At 43.4% G+C, this 18346-nt stretch carries 13 protein-coding genes and 1 pseudogene; 6 read left to right on the top strand and 8 right to left on the bottom strand.

What is annotated here, in order from left to right; all coding sequences use genetic code 11:
• Positions 1 to 80 precede the first annotated feature (80 nt).
• The 6 genes from FOY93_RS04790 (at position 81) to FOY93_RS04760 (ending at position 9233) form a co-directional block, all read left to right on the top strand.
• A complete protein-coding gene (locus FOY93_RS04790; protein ID WP_136195234.1) occupies positions 81 to 689 on the top strand; it encodes a helix-turn-helix domain-containing protein in 609 nt (202 codons plus the stop codon).
• Between the two features lie 35 nt (positions 690 to 724).
• A complete protein-coding gene (locus FOY93_RS04785) occupies positions 725 to 1120 on the top strand; it encodes a hypothetical protein (RefSeq protein ID WP_136195233.1) in 396 nt (131 codons plus the stop codon).
• A gap of 797 nt (positions 1121 to 1917) precedes the next feature.
• A complete protein-coding gene (locus FOY93_RS04780; RefSeq protein WP_143344734.1) occupies positions 1918 to 3612 on the top strand; it encodes a PglL family O-oligosaccharyltransferase in 1695 nt (564 codons plus the stop codon).
• Between the two features lie 1202 nt (positions 3613 to 4814).
• Positions 4815 to 5915, top strand: a complete 1101-nt coding sequence (locus tag FOY93_RS04770) for a hypothetical protein (RefSeq protein WP_143344733.1) — start codon at positions 4815 to 4817, stop codon at positions 5913 to 5915.
• A 6-nt stretch (positions 5916 to 5921) separates the two neighbouring features.
• Positions 5922 to 7244, top strand: coding sequence for an autotransporter family protein (locus tag FOY93_RS04765; RefSeq protein WP_269473907.1), 1323 nt, complete (start codon positions 5922 to 5924; stop codon positions 7242 to 7244).
• Positions 7245 to 8216: 972 nt separating this feature from the next.
• A complete protein-coding gene (locus FOY93_RS04760; RefSeq protein ID WP_143344731.1) occupies positions 8217 to 9233 on the top strand; it encodes a fimbrial protein in 1017 nt (338 codons plus the stop codon).
• Between the two features lie 503 nt (positions 9234 to 9736).
• Here the strand turns inward: FOY93_RS04760 and FOY93_RS23675 are convergent.
• The 8 genes and pseudogenes from FOY93_RS23675 to FOY93_RS04715 all read right to left on the bottom strand — a co-directional run.
• Positions 9737 to 10378 (bottom strand): annotated as a pseudogene (locus FOY93_RS23675) (tyrosine-type recombinase/integrase); the annotation flags it as partial.
• Between the two features lie 335 nt (positions 10379 to 10713).
• The gene (locus tag FOY93_RS04745) at positions 10714 to 11100 is read right to left on the bottom strand and encodes a HumD family translesion DNA polymerase (protein ID WP_143344730.1); all 387 of its coding nucleotides are present in this window, start codon (positions 11098 to 11100) and stop codon (positions 10714 to 10716) included.
• A gap of 117 nt (positions 11101 to 11217) precedes the next feature.
• On the bottom strand, positions 11218 to 12435 hold the full coding sequence (locus tag FOY93_RS04740; protein WP_143344729.1) for an SGNH/GDSL hydrolase family protein: 1218 nt from the start codon (positions 12433 to 12435) through the stop codon (positions 11218 to 11220).
• 61 nt (positions 12436 to 12496) lie between these two features.
• The gene (locus FOY93_RS04735; RefSeq protein WP_143344728.1) at positions 12497 to 14470 is read right to left on the bottom strand and encodes a tail fiber/spike domain-containing protein; all 1974 of its coding nucleotides are present in this window, start codon (positions 14468 to 14470) and stop codon (positions 12497 to 12499) included.
• A 56-nt stretch (positions 14471 to 14526) separates the two neighbouring features.
• Positions 14527 to 17010 carry a host specificity factor TipJ family phage tail protein gene (locus tag FOY93_RS04730; RefSeq protein WP_143344727.1) on the bottom strand — a complete coding sequence of 828 codons (2484 nt, stop codon included), beginning with the start codon at positions 17008 to 17010 and terminating at the stop codon, positions 14527 to 14529.
• Entirely contained in the window at positions 16952 to 17389 is a 438-nt protein-coding gene (locus tag FOY93_RS04725) for an NlpC/P60 family protein (protein ID WP_143344726.1), read from the bottom strand. The genes FOY93_RS04730 and FOY93_RS04725 overlap by 59 nt, the downstream gene beginning before the upstream one ends.
• Positions 17382 to 17852, bottom strand: coding sequence for a hypothetical protein (locus FOY93_RS04720; RefSeq protein ID WP_143344725.1), 471 nt, complete (start codon positions 17850 to 17852; stop codon positions 17382 to 17384). Before FOY93_RS04720 ends, FOY93_RS04725 begins: the two co-directional genes overlap by 8 nt.
• Positions 17852 to 18346, bottom strand: a complete 495-nt coding sequence (locus tag FOY93_RS04715) for a hypothetical protein (RefSeq protein ID WP_143344724.1) — start codon at positions 18344 to 18346, stop codon at positions 17852 to 17854. The genes FOY93_RS04720 and FOY93_RS04715 overlap by 1 nt, the downstream gene beginning before the upstream one ends.

Here is an 18346-nt window from a genome sequence, read left to right as displayed (position 1 = left end):
TACCATTAAAGATTAAAATCTAATGAATAGCTATTTTTTTGTTATACTTAGCATAATTAAGCAACTGGACTTAAACAACTATGAAACCTTTAAGTTATATTGAAAAAGTGATTATGGCTGTATCCACTCCATCACATATTCGTATTGCACATGCTCGCCAGATTATATCACTTGGTCATAATCCTGAACCGATGACTTTAATTTTACACGAAGGCACCATGGCTATTTATCGCAATAATGATAACTTATTAATACGATACATTAGAGGTGCTATGATTTTTGGATTGAATGCTCTAATTAATGTAAACGAAGATGTTTATTTAAAGGCAGGTGAAAACGTCCGATATGAAATTATCCCAACCATGAATTTTTTTGCTATTGTCGAACGAGATAATCTTTGGAAGGAGATAGCGTATATCATGATGTTTAGTTCTAAACGCCTATATAGTTCATATCTAACAAGCGTAGGTTTAAGCACCTACGAATTAATAAAGATAAATCTTCAGGATCTTATGAATGAAGATGAATTCGTACGTTTGAATATAAGTGCATGCGATTACATACAAGAAAAAACAAATCTATCAAGAAGCAGAGTTATGGCAATTCTTCGAGAACTCAAAGTTGGAGGATATATAGAACTTTCGAAAGGTATTTTAGGCAAGATTAACAAACTCCCTTATAAATTTTAACTAGCCAATGATAATGTATAAGGTTAATTTCCCCTATGGAATTTAACCCACAAAGCCAACTTAAAACATGGCTTTTATTCCCTATGATCTATACCACCCCCTGGAATAATGCTCACCAGGAATTATGTTACTATATAATAGTTATCATTGCCGAGGATTTATTTATGCCGAAAAAAATCATTTCCACCATAGATAATTTTAACAAAAACTTACGCGTACTATCCTCTGAAGAAGAATTCGAGCATTGGTATAAAGAGCAATATGATTTCAGCATGTTTTCAGAAGAAGAAATAAAACAAGCCATTCAGGAAGAAAGGCCAGAAAATTACCCATGCATCCCATTGGTTATTAAAGATGACAATGCATTATTTTATTTAAGTAAAGAATTGATACTTTATTGCGTGGGAAGAATATTTGATAAGAAAGGATAAACAAAATGGGACATCATTGTTTGTTTTTTTGTTTGTTCGTTTTTTATTTCAATATATCTCAGGGAAATAACTTAGCAACAAGTCAAATCCCTTTAAATTATAAACACACTTATACAACGAACATTAACAACATAAATTCATTGAAAAAAACTCACACACCTCTGGATGGCGTTCGATATACTAGCAAAATGATTGTTTACAACTACAGATTATTACAAATAGGATTAAATGCGCGCATGAAATTATCAAATACTGATTCTCGCTGGCGCTGCTTCAGCCTGGATTATTGCAGTAGAGTGAACAATATATACTCAGCATTAAATTCAAATTTTATGATACACAGTCAACTGGTATCTTATAGATGAAAATAGCATTCAAAATAAATTATTAAATAATTTCGCCCTGTAAGAATGAATGACAATTTAATCCATTGAGCTATTTATTACACTGTTAATCATGCAAAAGAATTCATCATCCTTTAAAATCAGTTGGTTAGCTCACCTCAAATGAAAAAGCAATTTAGATTATCAGCACACTCTCGTATTTAAATAACAGCAAGAAATGAATCTTTATCTAATTAGACCATTTTCAGGTGAAAATGAAAACAAGTAAAGACATTACATCTAAAAAGAAGACACATCTCAAGCTATGTCTTTCAAAGTAAAAATAAAGGGTGATTGATTATAAATTTTATCTTACGATTTATTTACATATATATTCCAATTGCATCGTTATATTATTAATCAGTTTTTTTGAATGATACATAATCGTAGTACTGTTTAGTTTAAGAGATTATAATGAGCACTTACTCTAGAAAAAAAAGTTGGCTAAAAAAAATAAACGTTTCACTATTCATGCTTTTCTGCTTTTATTGGTTGTTTTTGATGCATCTTCCCTGGCCTAATAATGGTGATTACGGAATGAATTTGCCAATGAATCCGTTGGGCTGGTGTTTTATTTCTTTACTGGGAATGTTTTTTTGGCTTTTCAACAAGAAAAAAAGCTTTCATTACAGTCCAGTTTTATGGCTAATATTGGCATGCATAGTATTATTTACAATACCTGCATTCTGGTCTCCGCATACAGCATTACCTAACGCAATGCCTAGACTGGCTGGCATTTGGGCCGGTTTTTTTGTTTATATGACACTACTGCAACATCGTTTCAAAGAGAAGGAGGCTATTGCTATTTTTTATATTATATCTTTATCTGCCTTTATTGAATGCAGCCTTTCATTAGTAGGTTTTTATTGTCCCAATTACTTGCCTTTTCCATTAAACGAACTCGCAAAAAAGTATTCAGGCTATGCTCCCGGTGTATTTCAACAGTTAAATGTTACAGCATCTTTTTTGGCTACTGGACTTTTCGCGTTACTTTACTTGCTTGCAGATACACGACGTAATCTTCATGAAGCTATAATGGAACGCTTACGATTATTATTTATATCTACTTTTATAATCATAATTACAGCCACTATAGTATTATTCCACTCCCGTATTGGTTGGCTCGGTGGGATAATAGCTGTATGTTGCACGTCAATATTGTTTTTTCAACAGCGCTTTCGTCTTTGTTCTACTCTATGGCGACGGACACTGATTGTTGCCTTACCAGTAATCGGTGGTCTACTCGGTGTGTTGATGCTGCAGCAGGGTGTTGTGGATTCACTTTTACATCAAAGCTCTAACAATCAACGCTGGTTAACGCTGGATTACACGCTGCGCATGATAAGCGAGCATCCGTGGAGGGGTTGGGGACTTGGAATGTTTGAGCCGGCGTTTCAACGTTTCATGGCTGATTTGCCCGGTGATAACCCGAGCCGTGAAATGATGCAACATCCGCACAACGAAACGCTCTTTATATGGGCGGAAGGCGGCATCCTGGCGCTGGCAGGCGGGCTATGTTTGCTATGGAGCTGGATTGTATTGTTCCGCCGACATAAAAGTATATGGCAGTGGGCTTCGCTTTTAATTACTCTACCGATTTTATTACATACCCAAGTGGAATTCCCGCTATACTATTCAGTCGCACATTTCTTTGCCGTACTGCTGCTGATGGCAGTCGCAGAGGGCAATACCCGTGTGGTAAACCTCCGCTCTTCCCTATTCCGCGTTCCGCTGATTGCACTTTCACTGTATGGCATCGTGCTTTCATTTCAGCTTTTTAACGCCAGTATTGTGCTGGGTAATTTTGAAACTGCCCGGCTGGAGGCACCTCAAAGCATTACTCGCCTGTCTGTACCCTGGCTAATGCAGATGCGTTATCAGCGAGATATTGCGCTTTTGCAACTCATAAATTTTAATGAGTCAGGCGATATAACCGAACTTGAGAGATACGCAAGCAGTAATGCCCAATGGATAAAGATGCATATGGATGAAGACGCGTATAACGATCAGATTAATATTCTCAACTTTTTAAACCGTCCCGTAGAGGCTGAAAAATTAAAATCGGATGCTCATCGGTTAATGCCCTGGGACGATCGATTTAAACCATAAATATTCGTGAAAAAAACATTTTTACTTCCAACGTCATGACCTGTTTTTCGTTGATTAATACGCTGCGATATTAATAATCCATTCATTATCAACGCTAAGATACAAGGATTTTCTCGCTTTCTTCAATAAGAGAAACTCTTGCAGTATCGTGTATTCAAATGAAATGTGGGCTCTGACCGACCAACCAGGAAGAAGTTAATTTATCCGGCCACCGACACCTACGCATGGGAATACACGTTTGCTTATAGAGCCGTTCAGTAACAGTTAAATGGATATTGCTTTATTTCCCTTCAGGTCCTTTGCTCTAAAGTGAGCAAATTCTGTAAATCATACATAACACTAAGAGTGTGATTACAGATACTTGCTAAGAATGTAAATATAGCAGATGCGAGACATATATGTATGTTTAATCTATGCTTATTCTTCTTTTTTCACTGAATATCCGAAAAGCGGTAACGCCGGATCTTCAAATTCAGAGCAAAATGACTTTTGTTAAAAAGTCGGGAATTGCTACACATATGGTAAGGTTATTTGTGATATGCTGCGGGAGAAGTCGGCTGAATCCCGTCTTCAAAAATAATGCATTCTTCTGACTGAAGGGATTAGTAGTAACGACACAAAGCAATCGAACAGGGATGTTTTCCTGATGAATGTTGAAGCCAGACCGGCAGTTGAAAGATTTTGGGTGGTGGATGCTGGCCGTTAACGAAATCCCGACGATGCTCTTCCGCTGGATTTTATGCTTACAGTAAAATGATTATCGGGACCTCAGTCCGATCACTGATACCATCGCCTTCGTATCACAGTTACCTGATGAGATGAATGTCGCGCTGGCAGCCCTCAACCGCGATATATTCATCTCTTGATTACCTCAGGATTTCTGAAGACGTTTCCCTTATGTATATACTCGCATAATCTCCCATCAATAGTGTCCTTCGAAACCCCGCAAAGAATGTAACGAATGCGTTACCAATATTTCATTAATTTCAAGGAGTTGTTTTGAAATTTTTATGGATGAGATGATTGCATTGTAACTTTTCTACAATCCTTTTTAGGATTGGATTTTTTTTGCTTTTTTTTTCGCAATAAATAAGAATTATTTAGATACATTCAATTGTTATGTATCGACATGGAAAAGAGAATTAAACCCATCTCGCAACGAAAGTGGGTTTATATTTTTACATATTTACTGGAAGTTTATAATGCGTTATTCAAAAGATTATCCACTTATCAAAAAAATCATTAGCCTAAAGCCCTTGAATTATTATTTATTACTACTTGGCTTTATTTCAACAAATATCATGGCGTCACCAATAACAATTGACGACACTGAAAGCGTGAATGCAGGAAATACTATATCAACGAATGGCGATGATATTACAATTACAGAGACAGGAGTTCTTATCCTTCCCGATATAAAAGACGATTGCGTTTATGAAGTTGATGCAACTCAAATGAACTTTCTGAATAATGGTAAAGTTGAAAGCGATGCAAATACCGGACGTTATTTCGTTCATTATAGGGTGGGCGGGGATTTTAATTTCGTCAATAATGGGCCAATAGACTTAAATGGCAGTAATCAGGAAATTATATTTGCTACAGATTCGGTAAGCAAAGATTTAAGCATTAATATTGATAACAAAAATTATATTAAAGCAAATGGCCCATATCTGTTCAATCTACAAACCTCCAACACTACCGCTCTCAATATTAACTTGAACAATAGCGAACAGGCAAAGATTGATGCGGGAATGGGGGGCGTGTTTTACACCACCAATGATGCTTCGGTGGTAAATATTAACAATGCTGGTGAAATCACCGCAAAAACAACAGCTATTGAGTCATATGGCCAAAATATAATTCATAACTCTGGTAAAATTTCCGGCGAAACAGATGCAATTATTATGGGCGATAATGATGATCAGCTTCAGCTTGAAACGACATCTGTTATCGTCGGAGATGTTAAAGCTGGCGGGGGTGATGACACTTTGACATTACTCGGAGAGACCGGAACTGGCGTTCTTGATACCAAGTATCAATATTCTGATTTCGAATATCTCGATAAAAAACAAAGTAACACCTGGCTTATTAAAGGAGATGAAATCACTTTAACTAAAGGAACGTCCGTTAAAGCGGGAGCGTTGCTTATTGCTGATAGTGACAGTAAATTGAATAGTAATGTTTCCGTTGATTCAGGCGCAACGTTCGGAGGATATGGCTCACTCAATGGTGACCTAATGAACAATGGTACGTTGGCGATTGCTTCAGCCGCACCGGGGATGTCCGATGGAGAAATGTCCTAGTTTACAATAGACGGCGACTATACCGGTAACAACGGTCAGTTAATAATGAATATGGCGTTAAATGGTGATACTGATTCACCTGGTAGCAGGCTAATAATTACTGGTGATACTGCTGGTACCACTAATGTCACGATCAACAATGTTGGCGGTTTAGGCGCAAAAACGATCGAGGGTATTGAGGTTATTGAGGTAGGAGGAAATTCTGACGGTGTATTCACTCAGAATGGTCGTATTGTTGCTGGAGCTTATGATTATACGCTGGTGAATGGCAATTCAGCTTCTGACAAGAACTGGTATCTGACATCAGATTTAGCTTTAGTTCCAGATCCTGAGCCAACACCTGAGCCAACACCTGAACCAAAAGCTGCTCCTGTTCGTCCGGAAGCGGGTTCGTATTTAGGTAATCAGTCCGCTGCTAAGGCAATGTTTATAAGCACCATGCATGATCGTATCGGTGAACAACACCTGACACAGAGTTTGCCTACGGATGATGTGATGCCATCGACATGGATACGCACCTCTGGTTCTCGTACAGAAGGAAGAAGTGCGGGTAGCATCGATCAGCAGACTTATACCTCGATGTTCCAACTGGGCAACGATCTGACAAGTTGGACGTCTAATGGGCATGATCGTATGCATGTAGGTTTTATGTTTGGCTCTGGATATGCAAAAACTGATTCTTATTCAGCAACGTCTAAATCTGGTGCTCGTCATTCTACTGGCAAAGTACATGGCTACAATACGGGGCTATATGGTACCTGGTATGCGGATGCAAAAAGCATGGCAGGCCTTTATGTCGATTCATCGCTCCAATACTCCTGGTTTAATAACGAAACTAAAGGGGAACAACTGAACACCGAAAAATATGACAGTGACGTCCTTCAGGCATCTCTGGAGACAGGGTATGTCTATAAAGCTATAGAAAACGGAGATAAATCGCTGTACCTTGAACCTCAGGCGCAGATGATTTATTCCAGAATGAATAATGATGATTTTGCTGAAACGAATGGCACCAGAATTCACGGTGCAGATGCCGATGGTTTTACCACTCGCTTGGGAGCTCGTATATTTGGTCGCGTGATAAAAAATCGGTCTATAATAGAACCGTTTATTGAAGCAAACTGGTGGCACGAAACTGCGGCGAACTCTATTCAGATGAATGAGCAAAAAGTGTATGACGATATCCCCTCCAGCCGTTATGAAATCAAAGGTGGTTTTGAAGGGGGAATTACCAACAATCTGCATTCATGGGTCAATGCAGGTTTCCAGACAGGTAAAAATGATTATAGTCAGATTACCGGGATGGCAGGTTTGAAATATATTTGGTAAAAGTCTAAACATTAGCACCTGAAATGTAGCATTATTTTTGCTTCATGAAAGGTCGCAATATAAAATTGCGACCTTTCTTATTGCTGACAGAACCAGGTGGTAGGCAGTTTTTTGCTCTCATAAATTCTTTTAAAATAAATAACTGGCTGCTATATTCAAAGAACATTTCGCTGTGCAGTATCATTTAGAAATCATTAGCCTTGTTGAGTTCGTTCCTAAAAAAATTACGAGGCATAAAGCGCCCACGGCCGTCCGGACAGAAACCTATGCATAAGATTACGCAATCAGGGGGAATACTTGAGACGGCAGAATACCCAGTAATAACGTCTTTGCGGGCATACTCAAAAGATATTTGATGCCGTTAAAACGACGTTACAATACGGCAACGAAGGAGGCTGTACGCTTCATTTCGGGAGTAGTGTCCCCCTGATAGTTACCGGCTGAAGCAGAAAAATTATGAGCGCCAGTAGCAATCCGCCTCCAAAACTTACCTTTCAACAGGATAGGAACGGCAAGGCGTGCGGGTCTTTGACATAAGCTAACATGAACAGTATGTTAATCGACCACTACGACTGGTGATGCATGAAGACCAGACTAAATAACCCTGCGTGTTGATCACCCAGATCAACTGACGGTTTGCTCTCATCAGCAGACGTTCTGGCGAACGTTGTGCGTTCACGCCTATATAAGCGTGAACAGGGGGAAGAACATCCGGCCAAACGCATAAATCATCGACCGGGCTGGCGTCCGAAACACCACGAACTTGATAAATATCCAGTGTCGCTGGATTGGTTTTGGCAGTCCATCCACAGGTTATGAAGTGCTTATTTATTTGTTTAAATATCATTATATACAATTTTTGGCCATGAAAGGCGAAAGATTATGAGTCCCGAATAGGATAAGAAGGTGATAGTGATAAATAACTTTTAATTATAAAATATTAGTAATAGGAATAGCATTAGGTTACTTGACATGATGAGAATACTATATTTTTTAACAGTCCCTTTTTTGGGAGTATTTTCAGTGAAATGCTTAGCTGGCGACAATAGTTGCACATCTATTAATGGAACAAAGCAATTTACATTCAATATGGGTAATAAGATAATCTCTAACCCGGAAGAAGATGCATCTGGTACAGCTTACCCAAACGTCTATGACTGGACAGGATCAGGAAGTTTCACTGCTAAATGTAGTTGTAGCAATTACTACACTCCTTATTATAAAGGTACTTCAACTCTGCCACTTGGGCATAATGATGGCAACCAATCTTATAAACTCAATGAAAACATGGAGGTTTTGACTAAAATCTATCTCATTACGACAAGCGGAAGCCTATATTTTCCCGTGCCATTCCTTAATTTAAAAAGCACTAATAATTCTGCAACATGCTCTGATCAAAATTTCACATCAGCGTCTAAGGGGAGCATATCTATATATATATCGAAGCCAATCATTGGCACAGTGAGTTTTAACTCTGTAAAAATTGCATCGCTATATGTAGCATCTGCCATCGATTCTTATGGAAACACTCCAGTTGCAGATATTGTCATGTCAGGAACAATTACAGCCCCACAAAATTGCACGATTAATTCCGGACAAGCAATAAACGTTGACCTCGGTTCAATAGAAGCAAAAAAATTTACCCATATCGGCATGGTTCCGGATGATTATACGCAGAAAAAATTCAGCATTGGTATTAAATGCAACGATATTGCGGCTCAGGCTCAGCTGTCATTAAAAATAAACGCAACGCCATCCTCAAATTATAACGCAGCAATATCCACTAATAATGAAGATATTGGAGTAATTATTGGTGACAGTGATGGAACTGCTATAGATATCAACACAAATGGAGCACTTAATTTTCATTTAGACAACGATTATTCATCAGCAATTTCATTGACAGCGTGGCCTACGTCTACCACAGGGAAAATGCCCGTAGCTGGTAAATTTCAAGCGGCAGCTACACTAGATGTGACATTTAAGTGATAAAATGACAATGAGAGTGCCCCCCTGCTGTTTTGGCGAATCAGGTGCCAGCTCGCTAAGAGCGTGCGTGAAATAGAGGCAGAGGTATTGGAATATTCAGATCTATTTCGATAGCTAAGGCCCCCCGAGGCTAAACTAAACAATCGCATTAATGGTCCACAAGCATCTGCGAGAGATCAGCATAGGTTATGAACCTCAGGCGTAAGCCGTTGCGACGTATACGCGCAGGTAAATGCTGCTTTCTTTTGTACTTGCTGAGGACAATATATCCGGTAAACGCATTTATGTTCCCGGTGTTACCCTGCCTGTGCAGTAACTGGAACAGCTTTTTAATACCGTATCATTTAGATGCATGGAAACGCTTGCGATGGAATGACCTTGATAAACAAATTGTTTGACCGCTTCGACTTTAAATTTTACGGGAGCATGTTTGCCGCTTCGTGGGCGTCTCTCGTTTAAGTCAACTCAATAGATATGAGGTATCTGATAACTCATGGTGATTCAAAAGCTGGAAGCTGTGAAGTGTTCAGAAAAGGATAGAGGTTGGACTCATGCCCTTGTATTGCACTGGTGAGAACCAGAGCGGGATTGTATTCAACTCGACCTGTGACGATTGCATAGCGAAAGACCTCGCTAAAGCGCTGCCTGAATTTTTTAGCCTTGCCATTCTCTCCCCTGTTTCCATGCAACGAAGTACATTAGCAGTTCGAATGGCTTAATATCTACAATAGGCTTTTTGCCGATGTAAGGGAAAACGTCTTTATTGAAAGATTTCATATTGTCCGATGCATATCCCTCACACCATTTGTAAAGCTTAATGGCGTGCCATTTACAAGCCATTTCCAGAAAGGTGTTTCGGACACTAGCTTCTCGGGCTAGTTTCTCTTCTTTCGTCGCTACATTCGTACCAATCCCACCAGCAATGCTCCCTTTATTTTCTTCACGTTTACTACGAATTTTAGCCAAAGCCACGTCGGGATTAACTCCAGGAGCAAGCAACTTCTCCTTACCGGCAACACGATATTTAAGTCGCCAATAGTGTTTTCAATTAGGGTTAACCAAAAGTAAAGTCCTCCATCATCACAGTGTTTGTAAGGTTTATCTTTTGGCTTTGCGGTGTCAACCTGGCGGGAGCCAAGTTTCACAGATGGGTATGTCCATAAGACCGAACAGCATATCCCACCCGAATGTACCCCCATAAGCATGTAGATTTTGAGGTATGTCAGTAGACAGTCAGAATACACTCGAGAGCTGGAAGATACAGATTATAAGGGGCTCAGTAAGCTTGACTAGACTTCGAGAGATGCTTGAGTGGTGCCGATAATAGGAGTCGAACCTACGACCTTCGCATTACGAATTATAAGAACTACCTTTTAACTCAATAACATACCCTGTCAACACTGCGCTCACACGTCCCATCTTCGAAAAACATGCAAAGCCTTGCAAACCGATGCAAAGCTTTGTGTGTCCCATTTCTGTCTCACATCACCTGACAATCATCAAACTCACCAGAACGCGCATCGTTGATGATGTAGGTGATCACGCCAAATATTGCATCCGGGCTATCCCCGCAATCGTGAGCCGGTATCTCTTCACGCCTTCCCGTCTGCAAATCCTCCAGGTGAGACTTGGGTGATTTGCGATACCGCTTAATCCTCAGCTCACCATCCATTCTGCAAACCAGCAATGAACCGTCACACGGCCTTAAAGATGCATCAACGACTAGCAATGCACCACTGAGGATTCCTTCACGGTAATGTATCGCTCCGGCACGCATGAAGTACGTAGCCGCTGGCCTGGTTATGATGCGCTGGTCTAGTGATATGCGTTGCTCTACATAGTCTTGCGCTGGGCTCGGAAATCCCATGATGCACCTCATAAAATACTGTATTTGTATACAGTATTTTATGAGTGGGATAATTAGTCAACTTATACGGTCAAATTAATCACTCGAATAAATGACTATGTATTGATTTGTATGGTTTTATTTTGGTATAAGTTGCACACCTGAAAAATTGAAATTCTTTCCACCTGTTGATGTCGATGCCTCAACCCCTATTATATGAAGTCCGGCAGCCAACTTACATGAAGTTGGCTTAAACACCTCGTCGTATGTGACACCGACATCCATGCTGTAATCAAGATCTCCACAGAACCTTGCATCTTCTTTGTCACCAAAATAGGTAAACCTTGCTTTTCCCCCTGCCTCGCCCCTGAATCCTCCAATAATCAATTCAGTATTGTCCGTAGGATTTTCAAGCACGACAGGGAAAAGAATAGTTTGAGGGGTGTCAATCGAGTCACCAGTAAGAACAGAACCAAATCTACTTTCTGTTTTTTTCCAAACTCCACGAGACTGCACAACTGTATCTCTGTAGACAGATGTGGACAGGCCAGCAATGTCGTATGGGTTCGTCAACGAGTTTGAGATTAGAAGTGGGATCGCCATGTTCCACCCTGCATTCTGATATGACTCAGTGTTAAGGTGTACCCCATCCCCATTTATCATTGATGCGGGTATCATCCTGCTGGTCTTGTATGAGTAGTGATAATTATCGACTAAATCAACATTCATAAGTTGCGCAACATCTCTCATTGCCTGAATGAATGCTGGCATCCTTCTCATCATAAAGTCTTTCCCGTCTATGACTGGAGAAATAATTGATGGGGTTACAAGGACGGGTATTTTGTTATATTTACGGGTAATATCAATAAAAGCGATTAGATCAGCTTTATATTGCTGCTCATCACTTTGAAGAGAATTGCAGTCGTTGAGGCAGTGATTACAGTAAACTAAAACAGCTTCTGATTTTAATATTCTTCCTTCGTATGGCCCCGGCCCTCCATCATGACCTGAAATAAGGTTCCTGATCGTTGTACCGGGAATGGCTTTATTGTTTACTTTAACCTGGTTTGGATATATTAAATGCAGCGCCTGGAGTAAAGATGCAGGTGAGTTTTTTATATCTTGCTTAGAAGATTCTCCAGGTAATGACCCCCACATTGTGCTATCGCCATAGCAGTCAATAACAACACTTCCGCCGTCAGCCAACGTATTAGCAACTTTTGTTGCTCTTGGTGCAAATGTTACAGATTGTGTTGATGCTCCGCGCGCGCTACTTCCAGCAAAAGCCGGCAGTGAGCCAGCTGCTACAGCCCCAGGAAGTATCATGGAAATTAACTTTCTTCGTGAAAAAAACATGTAGAATCCTTGCTAACCTCAGTGCAAAGATTCTACAATTTTTCAGTATTAATTCAAATTACTATGGCTTTCTAACGCTATACACCCCAGGTGAGGATACATAGCAAGTTGGCAGTGACGCACTCATGGCAGCAGATGTCGCTGAAAATCCACCGACACTAACACTGATGGTTCTGTCGTCATTGAGAATGATCCTGCAATCCTGAAAACCACTTTGGGTAAGCGTTCCAATACTGGTTGTAACACCTCCAGCAACCATAGTAAGAACACCAAGAGCATTATTAATTACAAGTGCATTTGATGTATCTGTATACAAATTTCCCTTTAATGAAAATGCGACTTGGCTGCTAGCATCTTTAGCAAAATAAGCAGAAAAACGAATTTCATCTCCTGTGCAAATTAACCTTGACTGAGCTCTACCTGTTCCGTCTGGGTAGCCAGTGCTAACTTCCCGACGAGGTAAAAGCTGAGCACCTCCAAAAGTGAAGTTAAGGCCATTTAAACCGGTACTAGAAAGCACACCAAGAATATGCAACCCAGCACCTAGCTTACATATTTTAGGAATAAATAAGGCGTCATAATCCTGAGAATTTGAGCGTTTAAAGTCAATAATTCCGCTAAATCTTGCGTCACCGTTGGCACCTGAATACGTGAATACACCGTATCCGCCACCGGTACCCTGCAGCCCACCGAATGCTATAGTTGTATCATCGGTTGGATTATCCAGAACAACTGGATAATAAATATTCTGTGGCGTAGCTATTGAATCACCTGACAAGACAGAGCCAAATCGTGAGTCAACTTTAAAGATAGCGCGTGCATTGGTAATCGTGTCTTTCCAGTAAGATGTTGCAAGTCCGCCAAGGTCACCAGGTTTATTTAAAAAGTGAGGTTCAAGAAGTGGAATAGCTAAATTCCTCCCGGCTGCCTGGTAGGACGCCTGCGTCAAGTGAACACCGTCACCTGCAATATCAGTAACTTTATACATGCGCGATGTTTTATACGAGTAGTAGAAATTATCCACCAGGTCGACGTTCATCTCCGCGGCCACATCACGCTGTGCCTGTAAGAAGGCAGGCATACGCTTTTGTTGATACTCTTTACCATCATCTGTTGGTGATATGATTGATGGAGTGACTATTACTGGTATCTTGTTATATTTCCTTACTATATTAACCCATTTATAAAGATTCTCTTTATACTCGTGCTCATCGCTTTGATATGAGTTGCAGTCATTAAGGCAGTGGTTACTGAATATAACCAGCGCGTCTGAGGCGGCCATTCTAGAATCAAACGTGCCGGGGCCGCCGTCAGTACCATTTAGAAGTGATTCGAGATTAGTCCCAGGTAATGCTTTATTACGAACAGTGGCTTTTCCTGGGAAAAGAAGGTTCAGCGTTGTCTGCAACTCAGCAACTGAGTTTTTCGGGTCCTGAGTAGTAGTAGCACCAGGTATGGATCCCCACATAGTGGAGTCACCGAAGCACTCAATAATGATAGAACTTCCATCTGCTAATAAATTAGCAGCATGTGTGCAGCGCTGTGGAATCGCCAAAATATTATTAATTGCCTTTTGGACTGAATCACCACTTTCCAATACAACCAGTGAAGCCCCCTTCCCAAGTGATGACGATGCCAGATCTTTACGCAGGACATCTGCTACATCAACCGGCTGCCATTTACCAACCCCTGTACCACCAGCTGATGCTGGGGTAGAGCCAGAAGGAACGGTTTTTGGCAAAGTTTCGAGGTCATCCCAGCGGTACCAAATATTCGTGCTCTCATCCTGGAGAAGGTCGCCAGCTGACGTCACAGTGCCGCCATCCTGGAAAGAGCCCCTCAGGTTCCATCCAAGGTTGTATATCTGCTGAAGCACTAACTGCTTCAGACCTTCAATCGTATAGTGCGCTTTGCCAAAACGATCGATGTATTGCTGAACAAATGAAGTGACAAACTCATCAATTTTTCCAGCGTTAAACTTCAGGTCGCGGGGTGATTCGCTTGGTACAGCGTTTTGAGTTGGTTGAGTAGCCATATTGATTCCATAAAAAACCCGGCGCGGTGACCGGGTCTGGGTGATCGGGATGGGTCTTATTGGTAAATCAGATCGCTATACTCAGCGAGGGTTAATGCGGTACTACCCTTTCCATCAGGTTGCTTGGCGGTGATAGTCCACTGCCCGGCATCCAGCTCCTGTGAGGTGGCGATCACGTACCGTGAAGGAGACTGGACGTCGAAACCATCAAACAGGTTGAGATCGATATTCGGGATAGCAGCGGTAAAGCCGAACGCAGTATCAGCGCGAGGAGATGCGGGGTATCGCGCCGTGGTGGCACCGTACGAGTCCGTGACCTGCACAAACATGGTTCCGGAGAAGGTGATGCGCTCACTCGTCTCGAAGTCGTTCCCGACACGAGAGACGATATAACCGGCCTGCTGGTTGGTATCGTATGTATCCGGCACCTGAACCATATCGCCAATGTTTACCCACTCTCCGTCCGCCATTGCTGTTACCTGCATCGTCATACGGGAGTAGATAAGCCGCCTGCATTCCCGAAGCGCGCGCTCGTTGGCCTGGAAGCGATTCCTGACGTACAGCATTTCGAACTTCTTCGCTTTGGCCGGCGATCCTTCAATGATGGAATTTCCGGATATCCGGTACCGTACAAAGTCCTGCTTATTGGTGTCCGGGTTGCGGAACTGCACCTCAACGCCGTCATAACCGCCCGGGAGCGTCATGTCGTAAGAAAGCGAATAACCATCTGGCTTTGTATTTGATCGGTTGAATATCGTGGCCGCAGATGTCTTTTTGCTGTCCCGGGTGAATGACAGCACGCCGTTGTCGTCGTAAACCGACACGCTGGCGGCATCGCAGATGGTCTCCATGCGCGAACCGAGCGACACATCCTCATCGTCAAAGGTGTAATCGAAATACCCCAGCCGCGGGTCGATAGCGTCGATTTCAGCCTGGATCTGGTACAGGCCATAAATATCAATGCTCGACTCCGGCTGCTGCCCTACCACCAGCCAGTTAAACAGCGCAATATCTGCAAACTTGCGCGATGGCCTGAGCGTGTAGTCGACCTGCTGCGTCGTCATGTTGTAGCTGATGACGTGGCGGGTGATTAACGCGTTGTACTTCCTGTCACGCCCGCTCGTGGCGTTCTCAGTGGCACGGACTTTCACCATTACCAGAGAATCTTCAGCGTGAACGACGTTTGTCCTGACGTTTACCGCATGGATTTCTTCGACCTGAAGTTTACTGGCGTCGCTGCTGTTATCGGTCCTCTGGAAGGTAATCGCATAGCGCCCAAACCCAGCCGCCGGGGTGAGTTTGTCAGTTCGGTTAAACGTCTCCGACATGTAGTCGTGTGGCGTCGTCTGCCGGTACGTAAACGTCTGCTCTGTTCCGGGTATCAGGTTGTTGTCATTGTCGACCTTCCAGATGTTGACCACCCAGTTCGTTTCGCTGTTCCCGCCGAGCCCGGACTGGGTATGCAACCACAGCTGACTCGATGGTATCGGCGAGAAGAACGGACCGACGATCAGCGCGGCGTTATCGTTCAGAATGAATTTCGTCGTGTTGATAGTCGCATCCTGGATGGGGATAGACGGGCCATTCAGATTGTCAAACGTGAAAGTGTAGTAATATTTCGGGTTAACAACGGCGCCGTCGTTCGTCTCAGCAAAACTGATGAGACGCCCGGAAAGTGTGACGTCTTCTGTACGCGTTCCGCCGGTGATCGGATACGTCACGTTAATGGTGAACGTTACCGGGTGCGGCAAAGTCAGATCGGCGAAGTAGTCGAAGTCAGCCTGTTTAAGGATTTTCATCGCAATCTGCCCACCAGCATAAACGCCACTAATGACAGTGTTTGCCGTTGCTGTTTCAATCGGGAAATCGCTGCTTTCGTTCAGGCCAGGTACTTCCTGCCCGTCGACATCGTCGAACTGATATCCCTCATTTACCACCGGTATGACATCACCTGGCTGGTAAATGGTGTAGCTGGCACCGGCCATAGAACCAAGATTCGACTCCGAGAAACGAACAGACGTTACATCGTACTTCCCCAGGCCAAACACCATCAGCTCAGAGATGTATTTCAGGTTGCTGATGTATTCAAAGAGCGACTCCTGAGCCAGATCAGGGAAAGAGCGGACCTGGCCGAAATTGTCCGGTTTCGCCTCGCCATTGCGCGCGATGTTAGTCTGCCCCTTCAGGCTGTTATTAGGTGAGGTCTTACTGTTTCCTCCGCCGGCGTTCGTGTTTGGCTTCGGCATCAGCGAAGACAAAACCTTTTGGGTGAACTTGATCGGATTCAGGTGCTCAAGAGGGTTTAGCAACGTGCCGACAAGACCGCCGCTCTTCGGCTGGTCGAAAATTATTACCCGGTCGTCGTCCTGAAGTGCAAACTCCAGCTCATCATCTGGTTGCAGTTCTTTGCCGTTAACGTTGATGCGAATATCGCGGTGAAAACTTTCCTGCTCAAGCCACTCGGAAAATAACGTGCCGGCTTTAACAATCGCCCGGTCCTTCGGCATCCCCGGAACGCGCTGAATCTCGATTACCGGCATAGGTGTAAAACTCCACTCTGGTGAATAGCTTCTGTATTGTCCTGATAGCGTCGAACCGGACGTGTCCATTTCCCCCACGGCTGTGCAGCGCGCGACCATCAACAATCAGGCCGACATGCACAGGCTGGCTGCCAACCCAGGCGACGAAGATCCCGTTATCGGTGAACGTGTCAGCACGCCGCCAGAACACGACATCAGAGTCATAGCACGTCATGAAGTCGCGCCCTGATTCGTAATCCACCGTCTGGTGAATTTCGATCCCCAGAACGTGGCGGTAATAGAGGACCACCAGGCCCCAGCAGTCAGTAGCGTCAAAGCTGCAGGCGCGGTTACTCCAGTGGATGCCCTCAACCCGCGATAGGAAATCGTCTTTAAGCATTCTGGAGCCCCGGATATTCTTCGACTGTGTACAGCCGCCCGACGTTACGGTTAAGCGGGTTAACACGCGTCAGGCTGCACGTCACGTCCTTGTCGTCCATCGAGCAGTCGCTGACGTAGAGCGTCCATGACTTGATGGCCGTGGACATGTCGGCTGCGTCAAATTGCTGATAAGTTGCGGATATAGGCGTGATGCGCGAGTAGGCTTTCCACTGCTTGAGTTGCTGCTTAAAGTCCTGCGCCAGTCGTCCAAATTTGACGGTGCTGTCGAGGATCGGCGTGTTGCTCTGCTGGCTTTCCGTTAACTCCATGCGGCAAGGCGTGTATACCTGGCCGCCGAGCGTTTTGGAGAAAATCTGGTTATTAACGAGCCTGATATAGCCAAAGACCGGGCTGTAAAACGTGATGGTTTCGTACAGGATTCGGTTTGGCCTTCGGCTCTGAAATTCTCTGAGCGTCGGCATTATGGCACCTTCGGTAAACTCTCCGGGTCGCGCCCGTCAGGATAGCCAGTGACAATGATGTCCAGCCAGGAGGCCCAAGGTGGCGGCAGCTCAATGATGATGTCGTCAAACTCGTCATCGGAGTTAACCAGCTCGCGCGCAATGACATCACCGCTCCACGTGAAGATGGACCCGGACTGTGACCATGACGGCCAGGAGAGAAAGTGTAATTCCTGCACCTCAACGCCGGTATCTCCTGTTCCGGTGCCGAGCGGCATCGTGAACCACTGATTGCAGTTGTCGAGGTAGTTAGGGCTGCGCAACCACTGCATGAATGCCCGGTGCTGGTCCTGGGTGAATATCCACGTCAGGGAGAAAGACGTCTTCAGGTCGTCGGTTAATTTCTGAAATACCGGCGCGCCCACCGTCGACTGGTCGACGCGAAACCCGGTATCGGTGGTTGGTGATTTCCCTTTCTGGGCCAGCGGCAACCAGTCAGGGTATGGAATTGGCAT

The sequence above is a fragment of the Enterobacter sp. 18A13 genome, from assembly GCF_007035975.1.
In the GTDB taxonomy this organism is placed as follows: Bacteria; Pseudomonadota; Gammaproteobacteria; order Enterobacterales; family Enterobacteriaceae; genus Enterobacter; species Enterobacter vonholyi.
The sequence above is the reverse complement of the archived record's forward strand: the minus strand, read 5'-3'. Positions and strand labels throughout refer to the sequence as shown.

Bases quoted from the DNA above. Each gene is read 5' to 3' on its own strand.
- FOY93_RS04790 (WP_136195234.1), top strand. From the start codon at position 81: ATGAAACCTTTAAGTTATATTGAAAAAGTGATTATGGCTGTATCCACT.
- FOY93_RS04785 (WP_136195233.1), top strand. From the start codon at position 725: ATGGAATTTAACCCACAAAGCCAACTTAAAACATGGCTTTTATTCCCT.
- FOY93_RS04780 (WP_143344734.1), top strand. From the start codon at position 1,918: ATGAGCACTTACTCTAGAAAAAAAAGTTGGCTAAAAAAAATAAACGTT.
- FOY93_RS04770 (WP_143344733.1), top strand. From the start codon at position 4,815: ATGCGTTATTCAAAAGATTATCCACTTATCAAAAAAATCATTAGCCTA.
- FOY93_RS04760 (WP_143344731.1), top strand. From the start codon at position 8,217: ATGATGAGAATACTATATTTTTTAACAGTCCCTTTTTTGGGAGTATTT.
- FOY93_RS04745 (WP_143344730.1), bottom strand. From the start codon at position 11,100: ATGGGATTTCCGAGCCCAGCGCAAGACTATGTAGAGCAACGCATATCA.
- FOY93_RS04740 (WP_143344729.1), bottom strand. From the start codon at position 12,435: ATGTTTTTTTCACGAAGAAAGTTAATTTCCATGATACTTCCTGGGGCT.
- FOY93_RS04735 (WP_143344728.1), bottom strand. From the start codon at position 14,470: ATGGCTACTCAACCAACTCAAAACGCTGTACCAAGCGAATCACCCCGC.
- FOY93_RS04730 (WP_143344727.1), bottom strand. From the start codon at position 17,010: ATGCCGGTAATCGAGATTCAGCGCGTTCCGGGGATGCCGAAGGACCGG.
- FOY93_RS04725 (WP_143344726.1), bottom strand. From the start codon at position 17,389: ATGCTTAAAGACGATTTCCTATCGCGGGTTGAGGGCATCCACTGGAGT.
- FOY93_RS04720 (WP_143344725.1), bottom strand. From the start codon at position 17,852: ATGCCGACGCTCAGAGAATTTCAGAGCCGAAGGCCAAACCGAATCCTG.
- FOY93_RS04715 (WP_143344724.1), bottom strand. From the start codon at position 18,346: ATGCCAATTCCATACCCTGACTGGTTGCCGCTGGCCCAGAAAGGGAAA.